This is a genomic window from Amycolatopsis coloradensis, assembly GCF_037997115.1.
GTDB classification, from domain to species: Bacteria; Actinomycetota; Actinomycetes; order Mycobacteriales; family Pseudonocardiaceae; genus Amycolatopsis; species Amycolatopsis coloradensis_A.
Genome location: NZ_CP150484.1, coordinates 8,400,490 through 8,422,443 on the forward strand (window position 1 = coordinate 8,400,490; position 21,954 = coordinate 8,422,443).

General features: G+C 69.8%; 18 protein-coding genes. 7 read left to right on the forward strand and 11 right to left on the reverse strand.

What is annotated here, in order from left to right; all coding sequences use genetic code 11:
- Positions 1-32: 32 nt before the first annotated feature.
- A complete protein-coding gene (locus LCL61_RS39175) occupies positions 33-842 on the reverse strand; it encodes a uroporphyrinogen-III synthase (protein WP_340684403.1) in 810 nt (269 codons plus the stop codon).
- Positions 835-1,803: a YafY family protein gene (locus tag LCL61_RS39180; protein WP_340684404.1), complete on the reverse strand. Its 969-nt coding sequence runs from the start codon at positions 1,801-1,803 to the stop codon at positions 835-837. The genes LCL61_RS39175 and LCL61_RS39180 overlap by 8 nt, the downstream gene beginning before the upstream one ends.
- A gap of 60 nt (positions 1,804-1,863) precedes the next feature.
- On the opposite strand from LCL61_RS39180, the gene LCL61_RS39185 reads away from it, so the two are divergent.
- The 3 genes from LCL61_RS39185 to LCL61_RS39195 all read left to right on the forward strand — a co-directional run bounded on the left by LCL61_RS39185 (position 1,864) and on the right by LCL61_RS39195 (position 4,662).
- A complete protein-coding gene (locus LCL61_RS39185; protein WP_340684405.1) occupies positions 1,864-2,259 on the forward strand; it encodes a DUF3224 domain-containing protein in 396 nt (131 codons plus the stop codon).
- A 9-nt stretch (positions 2,260-2,268) separates the two neighbouring features.
- Positions 2,269-3,387: a DNA glycosylase AlkZ-like family protein gene (locus tag LCL61_RS39190; RefSeq protein ID WP_340684406.1), complete on the forward strand. Its 1,119-nt coding sequence runs from the start codon at positions 2,269-2,271 to the stop codon at positions 3,385-3,387.
- 93 nt (positions 3,388-3,480) lie between these two features.
- A complete protein-coding gene (locus LCL61_RS39195) occupies positions 3,481-4,662 on the forward strand; it encodes a Kelch repeat-containing protein (RefSeq protein ID WP_340684407.1) in 1,182 nt (393 codons plus the stop codon).
- 35 nt (positions 4,663-4,697) lie between these two features.
- On the opposite strand, the gene LCL61_RS39200 is transcribed toward LCL61_RS39195, so the two are convergent.
- From LCL61_RS39200 to LCL61_RS39225, 6 genes are read right to left on the reverse strand one after another with little or no spacing between them, the layout of a single operon-like run.
- Positions 4,698-5,801: a uroporphyrinogen-III synthase gene (locus LCL61_RS39200; protein ID WP_340684409.1), complete on the reverse strand. Its 1,104-nt coding sequence runs from the start codon at positions 5,799-5,801 to the stop codon at positions 4,698-4,700.
- The gene (gene nirD, locus LCL61_RS39205; RefSeq protein WP_340684410.1) at positions 5,798-6,145 is read right to left on the reverse strand and encodes a nitrite reductase small subunit NirD; all 348 of its coding nucleotides are present in this window, start codon (positions 6,143-6,145) and stop codon (positions 5,798-5,800) included. The genes LCL61_RS39200 and nirD overlap by 4 nt, the downstream gene beginning before the upstream one ends.
- Positions 6,142-8,646, reverse strand: a complete 2,505-nt coding sequence (nirB, locus tag LCL61_RS39210) for a nitrite reductase large subunit NirB (RefSeq protein WP_340684411.1) — start codon at positions 8,644-8,646, stop codon at positions 6,142-6,144. The genes nirD and nirB overlap by 4 nt, the downstream gene beginning before the upstream one ends.
- Entirely contained in the window at positions 8,646-10,004 is a 1,359-nt protein-coding gene (locus tag LCL61_RS39215; RefSeq protein WP_340684412.1) for a nitrate/nitrite transporter, read from the reverse strand. The genes nirB and LCL61_RS39215 overlap by 1 nt, the downstream gene beginning before the upstream one ends.
- A gap of 29 nt (positions 10,005-10,033) precedes the next feature.
- Entirely contained in the window at positions 10,034-11,461 is a 1,428-nt protein-coding gene (locus tag LCL61_RS39220; protein ID WP_340684413.1) for an FAD-dependent oxidoreductase, read from the reverse strand.
- Positions 11,458-13,527, reverse strand: coding sequence for a molybdopterin oxidoreductase family protein (locus LCL61_RS39225; protein WP_340684414.1), 2,070 nt, complete (start codon positions 13,525-13,527; stop codon positions 11,458-11,460). Before LCL61_RS39225 ends, LCL61_RS39220 begins: the two co-directional genes overlap by 4 nt.
- 335 nt (positions 13,528-13,862) lie before the next feature.
- Here LCL61_RS39225 and LCL61_RS39230 point away from each other — a divergent pair, with 335 nt between their 5' ends.
- From LCL61_RS39230 to LCL61_RS39240, 3 genes are read left to right on the forward strand one after another with little or no spacing between them, the layout of a single operon-like run.
- Complete coding sequence (locus tag LCL61_RS39230) at positions 13,863-14,387, forward strand: PadR family transcriptional regulator (RefSeq protein WP_125680292.1); 525 nt, start codon at positions 13,863-13,865, stop codon at positions 14,385-14,387.
- 15 nt (positions 14,388-14,402) lie between these two features.
- Positions 14,403-15,083, forward strand: coding sequence for an ABC transporter ATP-binding protein (locus LCL61_RS39235; protein WP_340684415.1), 681 nt, complete (start codon positions 14,403-14,405; stop codon positions 15,081-15,083).
- Positions 15,080-17,323: an FtsX-like permease family protein gene (locus LCL61_RS39240; RefSeq protein ID WP_340684416.1), complete on the forward strand. Its 2,244-nt coding sequence runs from the start codon at positions 15,080-15,082 to the stop codon at positions 17,321-17,323. The genes LCL61_RS39235 and LCL61_RS39240 overlap by 4 nt, the downstream gene beginning before the upstream one ends.
- Position 17,324: 1 nt before the next feature.
- Here LCL61_RS39240 and LCL61_RS39245 read toward each other — a convergent pair whose 3' ends face one another.
- A complete protein-coding gene (locus LCL61_RS39245) occupies positions 17,325-18,122 on the reverse strand; it encodes a TIGR02569 family protein (protein WP_340684417.1) in 798 nt (265 codons plus the stop codon).
- 105 nt (positions 18,123-18,227) lie between these two features.
- Here LCL61_RS39245 and LCL61_RS39250 point away from each other — a divergent pair, with 105 nt between their 5' ends.
- Positions 18,228-19,196 carry a hypothetical protein gene (locus tag LCL61_RS39250; RefSeq protein ID WP_340684418.1) on the forward strand — a complete coding sequence of 323 codons (969 nt, stop codon included), beginning with the start codon at positions 18,228-18,230 and terminating at the stop codon, positions 19,194-19,196.
- A gap of 233 nt (positions 19,197-19,429) precedes the next feature.
- On the opposite strand, the gene moeZ is transcribed toward LCL61_RS39250, so the two are convergent.
- Together moeZ and LCL61_RS39260 are read right to left on the reverse strand one after the other, a co-directional pair.
- Positions 19,430-20,608 (reverse strand): adenylyltransferase/sulfurtransferase MoeZ, encoded by a 1,179-nt coding sequence (gene moeZ, locus LCL61_RS39255; protein WP_034313402.1) that lies wholly within the window; start codon positions 20,606-20,608, stop codon positions 19,430-19,432.
- Between the two features lie 118 nt (positions 20,609-20,726).
- The gene (locus LCL61_RS39260; protein WP_340684419.1) at positions 20,727-21,902 is read right to left on the reverse strand and encodes a DUF3152 domain-containing protein; all 1,176 of its coding nucleotides are present in this window, start codon (positions 21,900-21,902) and stop codon (positions 20,727-20,729) included.
- Positions 21,903-21,954 lie beyond the last annotated feature (52 nt).

Sequence of the window (21,954 nt, forward strand, 5' to 3'; positions counted from 1 at the left end):
GTGTTCGAGCCTGGCAAAGCGGACTTCCTGCGTCAAGACGGCCGAATGCGCAGTTCCGCGACGAGAAGTTTGACCAACGCGCCGAGCCGCTGACGTTCGGGCTGCACGGTCGGTACGCCGGCGGCTTCCAGTGGCGCCGCGGTCACCGGTCCGACGCACGCGCACAGCACCGGACCTCGCAGTGCGGCAAGGAGTTCCTCGCGACGCGACCCCGCCAGCGTGAGCAGGTTCGCCGCCGCAGGCGCCGAAGTGAAGGCCAAAGCGTGCACACGTCCGGCGATCACGCTTTCGACGAGTTCGTGCACAGGTGCGACGTCCGCGGGCGAAAGCCAGCGATAGGGCTGCGCTTGGACGACGTCCGCGCCCGCGTCCCGCAGCGACGCGGTGAGTTCGGGCAGCAGGGTGCCGTGCAGCTGGACCGCGACCCGTTCGCCGCGAACCCCGGCGTCGCGCAATCCTTCGAACAGTTCGGCGTTGCTCTCCTCGGGCGCGGAAAACTCCTCCCGGAGGCCGAAACCACGCACTGCGCCCACTGCCTTCGGCCCGCGCGCGAAGATCCGTGACGCCGCCAGCCGTTCCAACAACGGCTCGCGCAATCCCCAGCCTTCGGCCGCCGAAAGCCAGCCGCGGAACCCGGCGCCGGTGGTGACCGCGGTGAACCCGACCGGTCCGGCCAGCACGGCGTCCGTCGCCGCCCGCAGTTCCGTATCGTCGGGCAGCGGGACGATCCGGATGGTGGGCGCATGCAAGACGGTCGCGCCGTGCCGCGTCAGCGCGCCGATGAAGTCGTCGGCCCGCCGCTCCGCGGTGATCCCGATCGTGATTCCGTCCAGGTCAGCCATAACGCGCGCCCATCTTCCTGATCTCTTCCGCCAGCCGCTCGCGCAGCTCCGGCGGTTCGAGCACTTCGAGGTTCCCGCCGAACCGCAGTAGTTCACCGACCGCCGGTTCTCCGGGTTCCACGGGCAGTTCCATCGTCAGCCAGCCGTTTTCGTCCGGCTCGGCGTCCGCTTCCCGCAACGCCCGTGCTCCGACGGCACCGAGATGGAACGGCACCAGTATGCGGGCGAACTCGTTCAGCCGGACCACCGCCACTCGCGAGTACATCCGCTTTTCGAACTGCTCCGACCATTCCCGCCAATAGCGCGCGAGGTCGAAGTCGGACGGCCGCTCGAAGGTCTCACCGAGGTCTTCGAGCTCTTCGATCCGGGAGACCCGATAGGTCCGGTCGGTCCCGTCGCATCGCGCCGCGAGATACCAGTTCCCGGCCTTGAGGATCAGGCCCAGCGGGTCGAGCACGCGATCGACCTTCCGCTGCCCCCAGCGTTCGTACCGGACCTTGATCCGCCGCCCGTGCCAGACCGCGTCGGCCAGTTCGGACAGTCGCGGCAGGCTTTCGATCCCGCGATGCCAGCCAGGCACGTCGAGACAGAACCGTTCGGAGATCTTGCTCGCCCCGGCACGCAGCTCCGCCGGCATGGCGGCGTGCAGTTTGAGCTGCGCGGCGGCGAGTACGGTGCCCAGCCCGAGTTCACTGGCCGCGCCCGGCAGGCCCGCCAGCGAAAGCGATTGCGCCTCCTCCTCGGTGAGCCCGGTCAGCCGCGTGCGATAGCCGTCGATCAGCTGATATCCGCCCGTGCGCCCGCGATCGGCGTACACCGGCACACCGGCCGCGGACAGCGCCTCGACGTCGCGGTAGACCGTCCGGACCGACACCTCCAGCTCGGTCGCCAGCTCCTCGGCCGTCATCCGGCCGCGGTTCTGCAGCAGGAGGAGGACCGACAGGAGTCTGCTCGCGCGCATGGATCCAGTATCGCCGAAAACCTGACACAACCTGACAGGTTTGGCTGACAGGGTGCACCCATGAACACGTTCGCCATGAAGAACTGGGAAGAATCCGTCGTCAGCGGCACGGAGGGCGCGCCGCGAGTCGCCTACGCGCACGCCACGCTCGCCTACAGCGGGCTGATCGAAGGCGAGTCCGTCCTCGACTACTTGCTGTACTACGCGGGCGAGGGCTACGACGGCGGCGACACGACCTCTCCCGGCCTCGAACGGATCGAAGGCAGTGTGGACGGACGTAAGGGAAGCTTCGTGATCAAGCACGACACCGGGTTCGACACGCAGGGGATCAGGTCTGCGTTCACCGTGGTCGAGGGCTCCGGAACGGGTGAACTCGCCGGGATCACCGGCAGCGGCACCACGACGGGCGCCCTCGGCGAGCCGACGATGTCGTACACGCTCGAATACGCGCTCTAGGGAGAAAAGGTGCTCGAGGTCGATCGCAAGCAGGTGCTGGCATACCGGATCGCCGCGCACGGCCTGCACCGCGAGGAGACGGATCCGGCCGCGGCGGCCGTGTTCGACCTCGGTCTGCAGGATTCCGTACGGGACGCCGCCCTGCTGGGCCTCGCCGCCCGGATCGACGGCGACATCACGCCCGGCGTCTGGGACGACGAACGTTTCGTGCTCGCGTGGACGCATCGCGGCGCGCCGCATTTCCACCGGCGCGCGGAACTGGACGCGATCCGGGCCGCGCTCGTGCCGCTCGACGAGAAGGACGCGATGGCCCGGATCCTCTGGCAGCGCAAGCAGGTCGAGGACGCGGGCAGGTCCGCCACGGACGCGCTGTTCACCGCCACGAAAGCGATCCGCAAGGTCGTCACCGGCCCGCAGACCAAGGGCACGGTGAGCGGCGCGGTCACGAAACTGATCCCCGAAGGCCTGTCGTACGCCTGCCGCGGCTGCGGTGTCGTCCACATCTACGAGCAGTTGATGCGGATCGCGTCGATCCACGCCGGGGTCCGGCTGGAAGCGGGCGCGACGCCGGCGACGTTGGCCCCACTGGAAGGGCGCGGCAGGCTCAAGACGTCGCCGGACGCCAAGGCGGCCACCCGCGTGGTCGAGGGTTACCTGCGGATCAACGGTCCCGCCGCTCCCGGCGACGCCGCCGCCTATGTCGGGACGACCCGCACCGGGGTCGACGCGATGTGGCCGGACGGCTTGGCCGAGGTCCGCGTCGACGGCAAGAAGGCCTTCCTGCCGGAAGACCGGGTAGCGCTGCTGGAGAATCCGCCGGAGCCGGACGTGGTGCGCCTGCTGCCGCCGCTCGATCCGTTCGTCCAGGCACGCGACCGCGCCGTCCTTCTGCCGGACAAGACCCGGCAGAAGGAGGTCTGGAAGATCCTCGGCAGTCCCGGCGCGCTGCTGGCCGACGGCGAGATCTCCGGTGTGTGGCGGGCCAAGGCGAACGGCAGGAAACGGCTCGACTTCACCGTCACCCCGTTCGGCGCCCTCCGCCCGGCCGTCCGGAAAGCGGCCGAAGAGGAGGCGGCCCGCGTCGCCGCCGCCAGGGAGTTCCCCGGCTTCCGCGTCGCCTGGTCCTGAAGGCGGTCCGATCGGTCCCGTTCCGGGTGCCCAAGAGGTAGGCCATCGCGCAACCGCTTGCCGCGGAAGGACACGGCGTCGACCGTCGAGGACATGAGCACACAGACGGAACCCCGGACGACGGCGAGCGGCTGGGCGGCCACCGGTGACCTGCCCTGGGCGCGCCAATGGGACGGCATGAACGAAGGTCCGGTCCTGCTGCCGGACGGACGTGTCCTCGCCGCGGGCGGTGGCGACAACCGCGGTGCGGTGACGTACGCCGACGCCGCGCTCTACGACCCGGGCAGTGGCCAGTGGACGGTCACCGGATCGCTCGCGACCAGCCGCCGCCTGCACTCGCTGACCGTCCTGCCGGACGGCAAGGTGCTGGCGGCGGGCGGTTTCCATGGCCATCCGTCCACTTCGCCCAACATCCTCACCTCCGCGGAGGTCTTCGACCCGGCGACCGGGACCTGGAGCCCGACCGGCTCGATGCACACCGCCCGCTGCAACCATCACGCGATCGCGCTGGCCGACGGCCGGGTGCTCGTGATGGGCGGCGGGAGCGAACGGCCGCCGATCGATTCCCTGGTGATCGCGGCGGCGGAGATCTACGACCCGGCGACGGGAACCTGGACCGAAACCGCGCCGATGATCCACGCCAGGGCGGCGTTCCCCGCGGCGCTGCTGCCGGACGGCAGGGTGCTCGTCGCGGCGGGCCTCGTCGAAACCGGCGGCGATCTCGTCGGCCTGACCTTCTGCGAGCTCTACGACCCGGTCGCGCGCACCTGGACCCCCACCACGCCGATCGGCACCGCTGTCCCGCTCGAAGCCGGACGGCCGCGCGTCGGCGCGCAGATGGTCGCGCTGGCCGACGGGACCGTGCTGCTCACCGGCGGCCACACCGGCGGGCCGCAGAACTGGAACTACGCGCCGTTCAGCCTCGGCGAATCCGAGCGCTACGACCCGGTCACCGGCAAATGGACCGACGCGGCGCCGATGGGGATCCCGCGCGACGAATTCCGCCTGATCCGCTTGGACTCCGGCAAGGTGCTGGCCATCGGTGGCCTCGAATACGGCGGGTACGACGCCGGCTACCAGAACTCCGAGATCTTCGACCCCGCGACCGGGAACTGGGGGCCGCTGCTCGGGCTCACCATCGGCCGGGCGAAGTTCGGCGCGGTCAAACTCGCCGACGGCCGGGTCCTCATCGCGGGTGGCGCCGCCGTGCTGGCCAACGCCGGCCCGGACGGCAACCACGTCCTCATCACCAAGACCGACCTCTTCACCCCCTGACCCACCTCCCGCATTCCGAGGACGAAATGCGGGCGTCAGGGGTCGACGGCCAGCCGGTAGCCGCGTTTCACCACCGTCTGGACCAGTTTCGGCGTGCCCAAAGAGCTCCGCAGGCGTCCGATGGCGGTCTCGACGGCGTGTTCCTCGCCGCCATCGGGCAAGGCGGCGACCAGTTCCCGCCGGGAGAACACCCGCCCCGGCGATTCCGCCAGCACCCGCAGCATGGCCATCGGCGCGGGCGCGATGTCACACCACTGCCCGTCGACCAGCGCCGCCTGCCCCCGCAGTTCGATGCTCCGGCCGCCCGCGGTCAGCCGCGGCGAACGGGATTCGAGCGCGTCGGACACCGTCCGCGCCAGCGCCCCGATCCGCGACCGGGTGGGCTGCACCGTCGGGATCCCGAGCGCGGCCAACGGCGCCGCCGTGATCGGCCCGACACAGGCCGCCACGACCCGTTTCTCCAGTGCCCGCACGATTCCCGGCAACCGTCCGGTCCGTTTCGCGACCGCCAGCATGGACGCGACGGCGGGCGCGCTGGTGAACGGCAACGCGTCCACCGAACCGTCGAGAACGCCGTCGAGCAGCCGGTCCAGTGGGCCGGGGTCGGCCGGGCCGACCCAGCGGTACACCGGCACCTCGATCACCTCGGCGCCCGCGGCGCGCAGACTGTCCACGAAGTACGGAAGCGGTTCGCCGTGCAGCTGCACCGCGATCCGCTGACCGTCCACACCGGAATCGAGAAGATGTCTCAGCACCTCGGCGTTGCTCTCCGAGGCGGGCGAGTAGTCCTCCGAAAGCCCGGCCGCGCGGATCGCGCCCTTGGCCTTCGGGCCACGCGCCAGAAGCGACGACTTGCCGAGCCGGTCGAGCAGCTCCTCCCCCAGCCCCCAGCCCTCGGCCGCCTCGACCCAGCCGCGGAAGCCGATCCCGGTCGTCGCGACGACGACGTCGACCCGGTCGTCCAGCAGGCGCATGGTCGCCGACCGCAGTTCGGTGTCGTCGGCGAGCGGCACGATCCGGATGGCCGGGCCGTAGCGCACGCTCGCACCCTTACGCACGAACAGCGCGCCGAGCTCGTCAGCCCGTCGCGCCGCCGTGATCCCGATGACGAATCCCGCCAGGGGAAGGGCTTCTGTCACGGTGAGAATTCCACCTCCACGACGCCATCGGTGACCCGCACCCGATAGGCCGCGACCGAGACACCTTCGGCGTCGAGACAGTCTCCGGTCCGCAGATCGAAACGTTCCTTGTACACCGGCGACGCCACCACGGGGACGCCGCCCGCGTCGCCGACGATCCCCCGCGAAAGCACCGCCGCGCCGCTGATCGGGTCCATATTGGACAGTGCGTACCATCGGTCGCCGGGCAGCCGGAAGATCGCCACCTGCACGCCGCCGTCGAGCAGGGCGGCGACACCGGACCATTCGGGGACGGCTCCCGCCGCGCAGACGGCGGTCCAGGTGCGCTGGATCGAGGTCGTCACTGTTTCACCTCCGGGATGCCCAGCAGCACGGGTACGTTCTGGTCGCGTTCTCGTCGGAACGAGATCGTCGGGTCCGGCGTGCCCGGCGCGTTGACGAACGAGCTGAACTTCGCCAGCTTCTCCGGGTCCTCCAGCACGCCGCGCCATTCGTCGGCGTAGTCGCCGACGTGTTTGGCCATCGCCGCGTCGAGGTCCTCGCAGATGCCGAGCTTGTCGTCGACGATCACCGCGCGCAGGTGATCGAGGCCACCCTCCATCTCCTCGACCCACGGCGCGGTGCGCTGCAGGCGGTCGGCCGTGCGGACGTAGAACATCAGGAACCGGTCGATCGTGCGGATCAGCGTCTCCGTGTCCACTTCGGACACCAGCAGATCGGCGTGCCGCGGGGTCGCGCCGCCGTTCCCGCCGACATAGAGGTTCCAGCCCTTGTCGGTGGCGATGATGCCGAAGTCCTTGCTCCGCGCCTCGGCGCATTCCCGGGCACAGCCCGAAACGGCGGACTTCAGCTTGTGCGGCGAGCGCAGGCCGCGGTAGCGCAGCTCCAGCTCGATCGCCAGCCCGACGCTGTCCTGCACGCCGTAGCGGCACCACGTCGAACCGACGCACGACTTCACCGTGCGCAACGACTTCCCGTACGCGTGCCCTGACTCGAACCCGGCGTCGACGAGCCGCCGCCAGATCAGCGGGAGCTGGTCGACGGTGGCGCCGAACAGGTCGATCCGCTGTCCGCCGGTGATCTTGGTGTACAGCCCGAAGTCCATCGCCACCTGCGCGATCACCATGAGCTTCTCCGGTGTGATCTCGCCGCCGGGGATCCGCGGGACCACCGAGTACGTCCCGTTGCGCTGCAGGTTCGCGAGGAACTTGTCGTTGGTGTCCTGCAGGGTCGCCTGCTCGCCGGCGAGGATATGCCCGTTGCCCAGCGTGGCCAGGATGGACGCGATCGCCGGTTTGCAGATGGCGCAGCCGGTTCCGGTGCCGTAGCGGTCGATCATCTCGCTGAACGTGGTGATCCGCGTGGCCTGGAGGATCTGGAACAGCTCCGCGCGGGACTGCGTGAAGTGCTCGCACAACGCCTTCGACTGTTCGACACCGCACGCCGTCAGCAGCTTGCCCAGCAGCGGGACACAGGATCCGCAGGCCGTGCCCGCCCGGGTGCAGCCCTTGATCTTGGCGACCGAATCGCAGCCCTCTTCGGTGATCGCGTGCGTGATCGCACCCTTGGAAACCGCGTTGCAGGAACAGATCTGCGCGGCATCGGGCAGCGCGTCGACGCCGACCGCCGCCCCGCCACCGGCCGGGGCGAGGATCGCGCCGGGTTCGGCGGGCAGCGGCCTGCCGACCATCGCGCGCAGCGTGTTGAACTCGCTCGCGTCACCGACGAGCACACCGCCGAGCAACGTCTTCGAGTCGTCCGAAACGACGAGCTTCTTGTACGTCCCGGCGACGGCGTCGTTGAACGCGACCTCCAGCGCACCCTCGGTCGCCGCGTGCGCGTCGCCGAAGCTGGCGACGTCGACACCCATCAGTTTGAGCTTCGTCGACATGTCCGGCTCGGGAAAGCTGCCCTCGCCACCGGTCAGCCGCGCCGCGACGATCTCCGCCATCGCGTATCCGGGCGCCACGATGCCGTACACCTTGCCGTCCACGGCCGCGCATTCGCCGATCGCGTACACCGCCGGATCGGACGTCCGGCAGGTGTCGTCGACCAGGATCCCGCCCCGCGCGCCGACCTCCAGCCCGGACGAACGCGCCAGATCGTCACGCGGCCGGATACCGGCGGAGAACACGACCAGATCGACGTCGAGTTCCGTGCCGTTGCCGAGCTTCGCGATGTAGCGTTCGCCGTCCGGCTCGATGGCGTCGGTCGACGTTCCCGTGTGGACGGTCACGTCGAGGTCGGTGATCAGCCGCCGGAGCAGGCCGCCGCCGCCCTCGTCGACCTGCAGCGGCATCAGGCGCGGCGCCATCTCGACCACGTGCGGCGAAAGGCCCATGTCCCGCAACGCCTTCGCGGCCTCGAGACCGAGCAGCCCGCCACCGATGACGACCGCCGAACGACGTCCGCGCCCGGGCCGCTGAGCGGCTTCCCGGATGGCGTCGAGGTCCTCGATCGTCCGGTAGACGAAGCAGCCAGGAAGATCATGGCCCGGCACCGGCGGGACGAACGGCCGCGAACCGGTCGCGAGGACGAGTGCGTCGTACGGCTGCTCGTATCCGGCTTCGGTGACGACGACCTTCCGATCCCGGTCAACCGAAACCACCGCGTCGCCGAGCCGCAGTTCGACCAGCGGGTCGTCCGCGTAGTCCGCGCCTTCCAGGGCAAGGGACGCGGGGTCCCAGGTATCCACATAGGACGTCAAGGCGACGCGGTCGTAGGCGGGGCGCGCCTCCTCGGCGAGCACCACGACCTGCCACTGGCCGGCCTTGTCCTCCGCGCGCACCGCTTCCACGAGCCGGTGCGCGACCATGCCATGTCCCGCGACGACGAGTTTCCGCATCAGACCTCCGCTCCGGCGAGCGCCAGACCCCGGACGCTCGTCACCTCCGACTGCTGCTTGCGCAGGTACACCGCCCACGTGACGGCGAAGCACAGGCCGTAGAAGACCAGGAAGGCGATGAACGCCGGCACCCCGCTCTTCGTGTCCGCGAACGACTGGCGGAAGGCCAGGTTGATGAAGAGCCCGCCGAGTGCGCCGATGGCCCCGGCCAGTCCGATCAACGCGCCGGAAAGCTTGCGGGCCTTGAGCATCTCCAGCGTCTCGTCCGCGCCCTCGCTGATCGCGACCTTCGCCTTGGCGCGGAAGATCGCCGGGATCATCTTGTACGTCGAGCCGTTGCCGATACCGGTGAGCACGAACAGCACGATGAACGCGACGGTGAACAGCGCCAGCGAATTCGACGTCGAGGCCAGGATCAGCACCACGGTCGCCGCGGCCATGCCGACGAACGTCACGAAGGTGATCTTGCCGCCGCCGATCCGGTCGGCCAGCCAGCCGCCGGTAGGCCGCGAGAACGAACCGAGCAGCGGGCCGAGGAACGTCACCGCGGCCGCCTGCAGCGGGGTGCGGCCGAACTGGTTCTGCAGCACCAGGCCGAAGGCGAAGCTGTACCCGATGAACGAGCCGAAAGTGCCGACGTAGAGGAACGACATCACCCAGGTGTGCGGATCCTTGACGACCTCGCGCATCGCCTTGGTGTCGCCCTTCATCGAGGCGAGGTTGTCCATGTAGAAGTACGCGCAGACCGCCGCGACCACGATGAGCGGGATGTAGATCGCCAGCACCACCCGGGGCGCGGTCGCGCCGACGGTGCCGATGACCAGCAGCCCGATGAGCTGGATCGCCGCCACGCCGAGGTTCCCGCCGCCCGCGTTGAGCCCGAGCGCCCAGCCTTTGTGCTTCTCGGGGTAGAAGGCGTTGATGTTGGTCATCGACGACGCGAAGTTCCCGCCGCCGACCCCGCCGAGCGCGGCGATCAGCAGGAACGTGCCGAGCGAAGTGCCCGGCTCCATCGCGATCGCCGCCAGGATCGTGGGCGCCAGCAACAGCATCGCGCTGACGATCGTCCAGTTCCGGCCGCCGAACCGCGCCACCGCGAAGGTGTAGAGCGGCCGCATCAGCGCGCCGATCAGCGTCGGGGTCGAGACCAGCAGGAACTTGTCGGCGGCGGAGAAGCCGTACTGCGGCCCCATGAACAGGACCATGACCGACCACAGTGTCCAGACGGAGAAGCCGATGTGCTCGGCCAGGATGGAGAACCAGAGGTTCCGCCGGGCGACCTTCTTCCCGGTCTCCTCCCAGAACTGCTCGTTCTCCGGATCCCAGTGCTCGATCCAGCGCTTTCCACGAGCGTGCATGAGGCCCTCCTTGGTGGATGCGTTCGGGTTCACTGGGCGGCCAGCCATTTCGCGACCCCGCCGACGGCGTCCTTGCAGCCGCCGCAGCCGGTCGTCGCGCGGGTCGCCCCGGCGAGGGCGGCGACGTCGGTGGCGCCGCCGCGCCACGCTTCGACGAGCCGTCCCTTGGTCACCGCGTTGCAGCGGCAGATGACCGCCGACGCGGGCAGATCGGCCGGGCTCGCCGCCGACGGCGACCCGGGCGGCAACGAGCGTCCTAAAAGGACCGCCAGCCGGTCTTCGGGCACCGGGGTTCCCCGGTCGTAGAGCTGCGTGATCGTCGCGGCCGCGTCGGGCAGGCCGAGCAGGATCGCGCCGGCCACCCGGTTCTCACGGATGACGAGCTTCCCGTAGCGGCAGCCCGCCGGGTCGCTGAAGGTGAGCACTTCGGCGGTCGGGTCGTCCGCGCCGGTCATCGTCTCGCCGAGCGCGGTGAGGTCGATGCCGCGGGCCTTGAGCCGCGTCACCGCCTGGGTGCCGCGATAGCGTGACGCGGATTTCGTGCCGGTGACCAGATCCGCGACCACGGCGGCCTGTTCCCACGCGGGTTGCACGAGACCGCCGAACGCGCCCGGATGCTTCGCGCAGTCGCCGATCGCGTGGATCCGGCCGTCGCTGGTGCGCAGCAGATCGTCGACGACGATGCCGCCCTCGACAGTCAGCCCTGCCTCCACGGCCAGTTTCGTCTCGGGCCGGACACCGGTGGAGACGACGATGAGATCGGCGGGCACGTGCGTGCCGTCGTCGAGTTTGAGCCCGTCGCCGCTGACGTAACGCGCGGCCCCGACACCGAGCCGGAAGGCGACGCCGAGTTCTTCGAGCTTCCTGGTCAGCACCCGCGCGGATTCCGCGTCCAGCTGGCGTTCCATGATGTGCGGCATCGGATGCACGACGGTGACGAGATTCCCCCGTCCGGCAAGACCTCGCGCGGCTTCCAGACCGAGCAGCCCGCCGCCGAGCACCGCGACCGGCGCGCCCAGCTTGGCGGCGTCGAGAATGCGCGCGCAGTCGTCGAGGGTGCGGAACGCGACGACGTCCGGGCCGGGTTCGAGCCCTTCGACCGGCGGCATCCACGGGTTCGCGCCGGTGGCGAGCACGAGCGCGTCATAGTCCACAGTGGACCCGTCGTCGAGATGGACCCGCCGCGTGCCCCGGTCGATCGACGTCGCGGAGACACCCCGGCGCAGGTCGGCGCGGGTGCGGGACGGCCATTCGTCGTCGTGCAGCCGGACGGCCTCGGGCCGCATGGTGCCGGCGACCACCGACGAGAGCAGCACCCGGTTGTAGGCGGTGTGCTTTTCCGCGCCGACGACGGTGAGCCGCACGCGCTCGCCCTCGGGATCGCGGCGCTGGATCTCGTCCGCGAGCCGCGCGCCCGCCATCCCGTATCCGGCGATGACCACCGACCGGGGGCTCACGCGACGGCCTCGGCCGGGGCGAGCGCGACCGCGCACACCTTGAACTCGGGCATCCGGCTCGTCGGGTCGAGCGCCGGGTTGGTCAACAGGTTCGCCCTTCCCTCACCGGGGAAGTGGAACGGCAGGAACACGAGGTCGGGGCGCAGCGACGCCACGCAGCGGACCCGCGCGACGGTCTCGCCGCGCCGGGAGCGCACGACCGCGAGGTCGCCCTCGGACAGCCCCGCCCTCGCGGCGGTGTCGGGATGAACTTCCACGAAGGCCTCCGCCACGACGTCGTTGAGTTCTTTGACCAGCCGGGTCTGCGCCCCGGATTGGTAGTGCTGCAGGACCCGTCCGGTGGTGGCCTGCAAGGGGAATTCGGCGTCGGGCAGCTCGGCCGGGCCGACGTGGTCCACCGGGACGAACCGCGCGCGGCCGTCCGGATGGGCGAAGCGGTCGAGGAACATCCGCGGCGTGCCGGGATGCGATTCCGCCGGGACGGGCCAGTAGAGGGCCTCGCCGTCCCGGAGCCGGTCGTAGGTGATGCCCGAGTAGTCGGCGACACCGCCCTTGGACGCCTGGCGGAGCTCGGTGAAGACGGTCTCGGCGTCCGTCGGGAACCGCCCGTCGGGCTGGCCGAACCGGCGGGCGAGTTCGGAAAGCACGCAGAGATCGGTCTTCGCGCCGGGGGGCGGGTCGATCGCCTTGCGGCGCAGGAGGATCCGGCCTTCGAGGTTGGTCATCGTGCCGTCCTCCTCGGCCCACTGCGTGACCGGCAGGACGACGTCGGCCATCGCCGCCGTCTCCGACAGGACGAGGTCCGAGACCACCAGGAAGTCCAAAGAGGACACCTTGTCCTGGATGTTCCCGGCACCGGGCGCGGAAACGACGAGGTTGCTGCCGAACACCATCAGCGCGCTCGGCCCGTCTTCGGTGCCGAGCGCCTCCAGCAGTTCGACCGCCGAACGGCCCGGCCCCGGCAGGGATTCCGGCGGCACACCCCACACCCCGGCGACGTACTCGCGGGCGGCGGGGTCGTCGATCTTGCGGTAGCCGGGCAGCTGGTCGGCCTTCTGCCCGTGCTCGCGCCCGCCCTGTCCGTTGCCCTGCCCGGTCAGGCAGCCGAAGCCGGAACCCTTGCGCCCCGGCAGTCCGAGAGCGAGCGAGAGGTTGATCCAGGCGTTGACCATCGCGGTGCCGTTGGCGTGCTGCTCGGTGCCGCGCGCGGTGAGGATGTAGGCGTTCCGGGCCGCGGCGAGCTTGGCGGCGACGCGACGCTGGTCCGCGGCGGAGACCCCCGTGACCTGCTCGACACGCTCCGGCCACCACGCCGCGGCCGACCGCCACAGCTCTTCGAAGCCGTTCGTCCTCGAGACCACATAGGACTTGTCGAGCAGGCCATCGGCGACGACGGCGTGCAAGATGCCCTGCGCCAGCACGAGATCGGTTCCCGGCGCGGGCTGCAAGTGCAGTCCGGCCAGCTCGGCGGTCGGCGTGCGGCGCGGGTCGACGACGATCAGGTCCGCGCCCCGCAGATGCTGGGTGAACGGCGGCATCGTCTCGGCGGGATTCGCGCCGATCAGCAGGACCGCGTCGGCGTCGGCGAGATCCGTGACCGGGAACGGCATCCCGCGGTCGGCGCCGAACGCCTTGATCCCGGCGGCCGCCGCCGACGACATGCAGAACCGGCCGTTGTAGTCGATCTGCGAGGTGCCCAGCGCGATCCGCGCGAACTTCCCCAGCAGGTACGCCTTCTCGTTGGTCAGCCCGCCGCCGCCGAAGACGGCGACCGAGTCGGCACCCTTGGCCGCGCGGATCTCGGTGAGCCGCTTCGCGACGAGGTCGAGGGCTTGGGTCCAGGTCGCGGGCCGGAGTTCACCGTCGACCCTGATCAGTGGTGTCGTCAGGCGGGACGGCGAGGTGAGGAGCTCCCCCGACGTCCAGCCTTTCTGGCACAGGCCGCCGGCGTTGACCGGGAAGTCACGCGGGGCGACCCGGGCGCCGTCGAGGCTCATCCCGCACTGCAGGGCGCAGTACGGGCAGTGCGTGTCCACCGCGGTCGCGGTGGGGGCGGCGAGCGGCACGGGCACCTCCTCCAGGCGTCGATAGCGCTTGAAGGTAGGTAGGCCGTGTTACCTGAAAACTCCTGAATGTTTCAGGCGTTTGACATTGCCCGCCGCCGATGGACGTCACACCGTGAGGTCGGGCCTGCCGCGTTCGCCTGCCGGAAGTACCTGAGCGCTGCCACTCACGAGCCTGAAATCGACCCGAGCTGGGGAATCACTCCAGCTCCCACGCGGCGAAGGGGACCTTCACCGCATGCGACGCGATGAAGGCTCCCTTCGCTGCGTCGCATGCGGGGAAAGTCCCCTTCAGCAACTATGCACACGATGTATAGACACTGTGTATAGTCGCCGGCATGTCCATCGGGAACACGTTGCTCGGCCTGCTCGAAGCCGGCCCGAAGCACGGCTACGACCTCAAACAGCTTTACGACAAGCAGTTCCGCCAAGACCGTCCGCTGCACTACGGGCAGGTCTACTCGACGCTGAACCGGCTCCTGAAGAACGGCCTGGTCGAGGAGAACGGCGTCGAGGCGGGCGGCGGCCCGGACCGGAAGCGGTACGCGATCACCGAGGCGGGCGTCACCAACGTCGAGGAATGGCTGAAAAGCCCGGAAAGTCCTTCGGTCTACCTGCAGAACACGCTCTACACCAAGGTCGTGCTCGCGCTGCTGTCCGGCCGCGGCGCGCAGGACCTGCTCGACGCCCAGCGGAGCTCCCACCTGCGCGCCATGCGCGAGCTCACCGCCCGCAAGACCGACGGCGACCTCGCCGACCAGCTGATCTGCGACCACGCGCTCTTCCACCTGGAAGCGGATCTGCGGTGGCTGGAACTCACCGCCGCCCGCCTCGACGACCTCGCGCGCCAGCTGGCGCGCTGATCTGGGGACCACACAGTGGAAACACCGTTGTTACATGGGCTCGGCCTGCACAAGGCCTTCGGCCCGAATCAGGCGCTCGCCGGGGCGGGGCTGACGCTCGAAGCCGGCGAGATCGTCGCGGTCATGGGTCCCTCCGGCTCCGGGAAGTCGACACTGCTGCACTGCCTGTCCGGAATCGTGCGGCCGGACGCGGGTCAGGTGCTGTTCCGCGGGCGAGACCTCGCGAGCATGTCCGACACCGAACGCAGCGCCTTGCGGCGCACCGAATTCGGCTTCGTCTTCCAGTTCGGCCAGCTCGTCCCGGAGCTGACCTGCCTGGAGAACGTCGCGCTGCCGCTGCGCCTGGGCGGGATGAAGCGCCGCCCCGCCGAGCGGATCGCGCGGACCTGGCTCGACCGGCTGGCGGTCGGCGACACCGACGACAGCACACCCGGCCAGGTTTCGGGCGGGCAGAGCCAGCGGGTCGCCATGGCCAGGGCGCTGGTCACCGAACCGTCGGTGGTCTTCGCCGACGAACCGACCGGCGCGCTGGACACGCTCAGCGGCGAGCTGGTCATGCGCCTGCTGTCCGAGACGGCGAAGCAGACCGACGCCGCCGTCGTCCTGGTCACCCACGAACCGAGGGTGGCCGCCTACTCCGACCGGGAGGTCATCGTGCGAGACGGCCGGACACGCGAACCGGTGGTCACCCGATGACCGGGCGCGAAGACCTGATGCTGGGGTTCCGGCTGGCCGTCGGGGGCGGCCGGGGCTCGATCGTCAGGCTCGTCCTGAGCACTGTCGGCATCGGGCTCGCGGTGGCGGTCCTCCTGATCGGCGCCTCCGCGGGCACCGTCAAGGAGAACCGCGACCAGCGGGCGCACGCCGCCTCGCCGCGGTACGAACAGATCCCGGGTGTCGCACCGCTGAACTATCACACGACGACGACCGACTTCCGCGGTCAGGCGATCTCGCTCGTTCACCTTCAGGGCACCGGGCCGAACTCACCGATCCCGCCGGGGGTGGACCGGCTGCCCGCGCCGGGAGAGGTCTTCCTTTCGCCGAAGCTCGAAGAACTCGTCGCGGCCGACACCAGTGGCCTGTTGCGGCCCCGCCTGCCCGGCAAGCCGATCGGGATCATCGACGCGGAAGCCGTGCTCAATCCGAATGATCTCGTCGTCTATGCCGGCACGGGCAATCCGCGGAACGGCGTCGCGATCTATGCCTTCGGTTTCGCTCCCGGCTACGAAACACCGTTCGAACGGGGAATCCTCTCGCTGCTGCTGATCGGCCTCTTCGTCCTGCTCACGCCGGTGTTCATCTTCGTCGGGACGATCTCCCGGCTCGGCGGTGCGGCCCGCGACCGGCGGCTCGCCGCGCTGCGGCTGGCGGGCTCGTCCCTCAAGCAGCTGCACCGGATCACCGCGGCGGAATCCCTCGTGGGCGCCGTGGCCGGGCTGGTCGCCGGTGCCGCGGCGTTCCTGCTCTTCCGCGGCGCGGTGGCGGACTTCCAGGTGTTCCGGTTCGGGGTGTACCCGAAGGACCTGACGCCGCCGTGGCCGCTGGTGGTGCTGATCGTGCTCGTGGTCCCCGCCCTGACCGTGGCGGCGACTTGGGCTGCCCAGCGGCACACGGTCGTCGAACCGCTCGGCGTCGTCCGTGAAAGCGTGCCGCCGAAGCGGCACTTGTGGTGGCGGCTGCTGCCGATCGTTGTCGGAATCGCCCTTATAGCACCGGATTTCGGCGTCGCCAGCGAACTCGGCCGCACGGCGCTGATCGCCGGTGCCGTGCTGCTGATGCTCGGGATACCCGCGGTGCTGCCGTGGCTGCTGGAGCGCGTCGTCGCCCGGATCAAGGGCGGGCCGCCGTCGTTCCAGCTCGCGATCCGCCGTCTGCGGAACGACAGCGGGACCCCGGCTCGGGTGGTCGCGGGTCTCTGCGTGGTGCTCGCCGGGGTGATCGCGCTGCAGAGCCTGTTGGCGGGCCAGGTGTCGTCGGCGGCCGTCTACCAGGAGAGGACCGATGATCGGATCACCGTCCATGCCGACGGCTCGGTGGCCGACCAGGCGATCTCCGCGGTCCGGGCGGTGCCCGGTGCGGCCGATTTCCAGGCCATGCGCTCGATGCTCGTCGACGCGGACCGCGTGGACAGCGCGCTTGTCTCGTTCGCCGTCGCCGACTGCGCCACGATCGAAGCGGTCACCACCGCGACCGGATGCCGCGACGGTGACGTGTTCGCCGATCCGGCCTCTCTCCACAAAGGACAGTCGGTGAAGCTCACCGACAACGACAAGCGGGAGCGGCCCTGGACCGTTCCGGCCACGCCCCGCCCGCTCGACGTGAAGCCGTCGGCGCTCGTCGAGCAGCTCCAGCCGCACGTGCTCGCGACGCCCGCCGCGATGGCGGGTGTCAACCTGGCCGCCGCGCCGGTCACGGTGAGCCTGCGTGGGACGACCGGGGGACCGGACTTCGTCGAACTGGTGCGGAACTCGGTGGCGCCGTACAGCGGGCAGGTCGCCGTGGCGTCCTCCAACGAAAAGCGGGCCTCCGACGAGGCCCGGATGTACGACGACGCACGGAACATCCTGCTCGGCGGCGCGTTGTTGGTCCTGCTGCTGGCTGGGGTGAGTCTGCTGGTGCTCGCCCAGGAACAGATCCGGGAACGACGCCGGGCGCTCGGGGCCCTGTCCGCCACCGGCGTGCCGGTGCGGGTGATCGTCCGGTCCCTGTTGTGGCAGAACGGGATTCCGCTGCTGCTGGGCATCGTGGTCGCGACGGCGACCGGGATCGCCGTCGCCGCGCTGGGCAGGCGGCTGTTCTGGGACGGGCTGTACGTCGACTGGTCCGCGGTCGGGATGCTCGCCGCGGCGGCGATCGCGGTGGTGCTGCTGGTGACGGCGTCGACGGTGCCGACCGTGCGCGCGGCGGCGAAGACGGAGAACCTGCGCACCGAGTGACCTACAGCACGGCGCTCACGTCCCGGGCGGCGGCACGGAGTCCGTCGTGCGCCGCCCGGGTCGACCGCGGGTCGAGGGCGTTGGCGGCCAGGCGGAAGAGGACCGCCCGCAGGAGAAGCTGAGGCCATTCGGGCAGATGCGCCCAGCGTTCGAGGAGATCGATGGTGGCGCCGCCCCAGGCCAGCGCGTCGACCGCGACGATCGCGGCGCCCCATTCACCCGGCCGGTAGTACGGCACGAAATCGACGATGCCGGGGGCCGCGTCACCGTCGAACAGCACGCCGGCGAGGAGCTCCCCGTGGACGACCTGGTCCGGCAGTTTGACGGGTCTTCGCGAGCCGGCCAGCACCTCGAACCAGCGGCCGCCCTTGTTCTCGTCGAGGGACGTTTCCGCCTCGCCCCAAGCGAGTTTGTCGGCCAGTGCCTCGATATCGGTGCGCCGTCCCAGGAAATCCGGCCTCGGCAGCCCGGCCGTCGCGCGATGCAGTTTGACCGCCGCGTGCACGACCTCGTCGTACCGGTGCTCGGCCGTGCCGGACACGAACCGGTTCGCCGACCAGCCGCCGACGATCCATCGGCCGTCGCTGGACCGGACGGGCTTCGCGACCCGCAGCCCCGGCTCGTCGACGGCTTCCAGCGCCCTGGCCGTCCACAGGGTCCGCGACTTGTCGACGACGGGTTTGAGCACGAGATCGTTGTAGCGCCAGGCGGTGGTGCCGGGCAGCGGTTCCGCGTCACCGGTACGTCCGCCGAACGCCGAACAGACGTGTTCCGGAGGGCTTTCAAGGGTGGCACGCACGGCTCGGCACGTTACCCCGTCTTCCGCGCCACGAACGAGAAGACGCGCTGGTCTTGAGTAGCGATACTCAAGACAGGATCGCTTCTGACCTGCCATTCTTCGACCGTGGTCCCCCGAACGGCGCAGCGCCGACTCACCGACGGGCAACTCGCCGCGCTCGCGCTCGGCTCACTGTGGCTGCTCGGCACTCTGGGAGCGCTCACCGTGGGCTTGTTGCTCCCGCTCGCCGCGTTCCTGCACATTCCCTGGATCGCGTTGCCGGTGCCACTCGTGGCGATCGGCGTGGTCTACCTCATCGGTTTCGCGGCACCGGAGGCGTTTCCGTCCGTCGCGAACCCTTGGCCGCGGCTGGCGTGGGCCTTCGCGACCGGGATTTGCGGTGTTTTCGGCGCGATCTTCGTCCTGGAGGTGGCGGAGGCGTTCGATCCCTGGTTCGCCGTGCCGTTCCTCGGAGTGCCGGTGCTGCTCGTCGCGGGACTGTTCACCCGTGATCTCCGGGTGCGGATAGGCGCGGGTGTCCTTCTGGCCGCCCTGGTCGCGGGCGGGATCGCCGTCCCCGCGTCGCTGCCTCTGGACACCCCCGCACGGCGCCTCGCCTCGACCGGCGTCCCGCACGACCGCACCCTCGCGGCGGATCTCGGCCCGCAGCGGCTCCCGACCAAGACGACCGAAGACTCCGGGTCGCTGATCGTCGAGTACGCGCCTCAGCTGTGGATCTCGCCCGTCTGGACCTTCGCGACCGACGCCGTCGAGAGCTGCGAGACGTCGGTGAAGACCGCTTGGCGCCTCGAGAACGCGACGTGCGCCCAAGTCGGCGAAGGCGAGTTCATCCGGCGGAACGCGGACCGGATCGAGTTCATCCAGCGGCGCGGTGCCCTGTCGGTGCACCTCGCGGGGAACCACAACTGGAAGCCCGAGGAACTCCGCGAACTGGCCGGGAAGACCCATCCGCTGACCGACGCCGAGATCATCGCCGCCGTGCCGAAGTCACCCCGCGGGAACCGGACGGACGTCGTCGCGGGGTTCGCGACGTTCGTCCGGGCGATCTTCGTGGGCCGGTCCGTCGGCTATTGAGGGGAGCAAGGGACCTTTGCTATCGCCTCGGTGCCTGCGGATCCGTGAGGGGCCCCTTCAGGGCCCCAGAGTCCGTGAAGGCCTCCTTCACTACCTTCAGAGTAGGCAAGGAGGCCTTCACGGCACCGCCAAGCCGCCAAGAGAGCAAGGGACCTTTGCTAGCGTTCGTTAGCGCACTAACTAACGCCAGCAAAGGTCCCTTGCTCTCTTTCCGCTGGTCAGCGGACTGAAGCTCAGTAAGTCGGCAGGCTCTGGTCGATCTGCCGCGCCCAGGCCAGCACGCCGCCCCCGAGGTGGGTCGCGTCCTTGAACCCGGCCTTGTGCAGCGCCGCGAGCGCCTCCGCCGAACGCGCACCCGACTTGCAGTGCAGCACGATCGGCTTGTCCTGCGGCAGTTCCGCCAGCGCCTCACCCGAGAGGATCTTGTCCTTCGGGATCAGCGTCGCGCCCTTGATGTTCACGATCTCGTACTCGTGCGGCTCGCGGACGTCGATGAGGGCGAAGTTGTCGCCGTTGTCGAACTTGGCCTTGAGCTCCGCCGGAGTGATCGTGTGCCCCGAAGCGGCCGAAGCGGCTTCGTCGGACACAACACCACAGAACGCTTCGTAGTCGATGAGCTCGGTGATCTTCGGGGTCTCCGGATCCTTGCGGATCTTGACCTCGCGGTACTTCATCTCCAGCGCGTCGTAGCTGACGAGCCTGCCCAGCAGCGGCTCACCGATACCGGTGATCAGCTTGATCGCCTCGTTCACCATGATCGAGCCGATCGACGCGCACAGCACGCCCAGCACACCGCCCTCGGCGCACGACGGCACCATGCCGGGCGGCGGTGGCTCGGGGTAGAGGTCGCGGTAGTTGAGGCCCTTGCCGTTCGGCGCGTCCTCCCAGAACACGCTCGCCTGCCCCTCGAACCGGTAGATCGAGCCCCACACATAGGGCTTGCCGGTGAGCACGGCGGCGTCGTTGACCAGGTAGCGCGTCGCGAAGTTGTCGGTGCCGTCGAGGATGAGGTCGTACTGCTCGAACAGCTCCAGCGCGTTGGACGACTCGAGCCGGTCGGTGTGCAGGTGCACCTTGACGAACGGGTTGATCTCGGCGAGCGACTCCTGCGCGGACGCCGCCTTCAGCTTGCCGATGTCGGACTGGCCGTGGATGACCTGGCGGTGCAGGTTCGATTCGTCGACCTCGTCGAAGTCGACGATGCCGAGCGTGCCGACCCCGGCCGCGGCGAGGTACAGCAGCGCCGGGCTGCCGAGGCCGCCGGCACCGATGACCAGCACCTTGGCGTTCTTCAGCCGCTTCTGCCCGGTCATCCCGACGTCCGGGATGATCAGGTGACGGCTGTACCGGGCCACCTCTTCCTTGGTGAGCTCGGCGGCCGGCTCGACGAGCGGCGGCAGCGTGCCTGACATCGGGTCCTCCATCTCGCGTGGATCGCGGGTCGCATCCCAGTATCTACAACACGGAAAGGCCCGAACGCCTTCCCCTGTTCCAGACCCTGGGATATTCCAGCTGATGAGACGGCGCGGACTAAGGTGTCTGATTCGGCCAGGAGCCCGGCTTGCAGACCTTGCCGTCCGCGGGCACCTTGCCACGGTCACCGCCGGGGAGATTGTTCAGCTGCGCCACGAAGTCGTTGGAGACGCCGAACGTCTGCTGCATCATCACCGGCGCGATCCCGCCGTTCTCCTTGCAGCCCACATGCTTTCCGCCGAGGGCATGCCCGACTTCGTGATTGATGGCGTACTGGCGATACCCGGTCATATCGCTCTCGAAGGCCATCGCTCCCCGCACCCAGCGGGCGAGGTTGATCACCACGCGCTTGTCGAAGCTCGCGCGGTAACACGAGGTCTCGTAGGTGATCTGGAACATGCAGACGTCCGCGCGATGCGTCGTGTTCGGTGTGGTGAGGCTCACCCGGAAGCTGGGGTTCGGGTAGCTCGCATCGACGCGCTGGAGCGCCTTCTTGCCGTCCCACGTCCAGCTCTTGGGATTGGACAGGGTGCCCTCCACCATCGCGGCGAAGCTGTCGTCACCGCTGTAGCTGGCCGAATCGATACCGTCCTCGACCTCGACGGTGTACGTGTACAGCTGGCCCGTCCCGACCTTTTCGCCCTTGCCCGGCACCACGTGATAGGTGCCCTTGCCGGACTCGGTGAAGGGGCCGCCCTTGGGCAGGTCCGCGGTCGGGATCTTGAGGTCGACCGGTTTGGCCGGGTTCTCCGGGAGGACGTCGCCGCCCCCGTCCACACCGGCGCCCGGCTCGCCGCCGTTGCCGGCGGAACCGTCGGATCCATCGCCCGACGCGAGACTCGCCCCGTCCGTGGCGATCGGCTCGGGCGGGCCGGTGGCGGTGTTGAACACGACCAGCGCGGTGATCACCACGAGGATCGGCAGCGCGTACACGCGCCAGCCGTAGGTCTTGGCGAACTGACCGATGCCGCCTTTGCCCTTGCGTTTGGCGGTCTTCGCGGCGCCGGGCTCGTGCGGCTTCCAGGAGGCGCTGAGCGGCTGGGCACTGGTGCGGCGGCCACCGGGGCGGTAGCGGTCCTCGTCGAGCCGCTGCGACGGCGGCGCCGTCGGCCGATACTGCCCGGTGCGCGGCGCGTCGGTGGCCCGGGGCTGGGCGCGCGGCGGACGACGGGCGGAGGCGGAGTACTGAGACCGCCGACCTTCGCCCTGCGCGCCTTGCTTTACCCGATCCACGCGCACCAGGGTGCCATAACCGAACTGTGATGTTGTGAGCGACCGGCGCTTC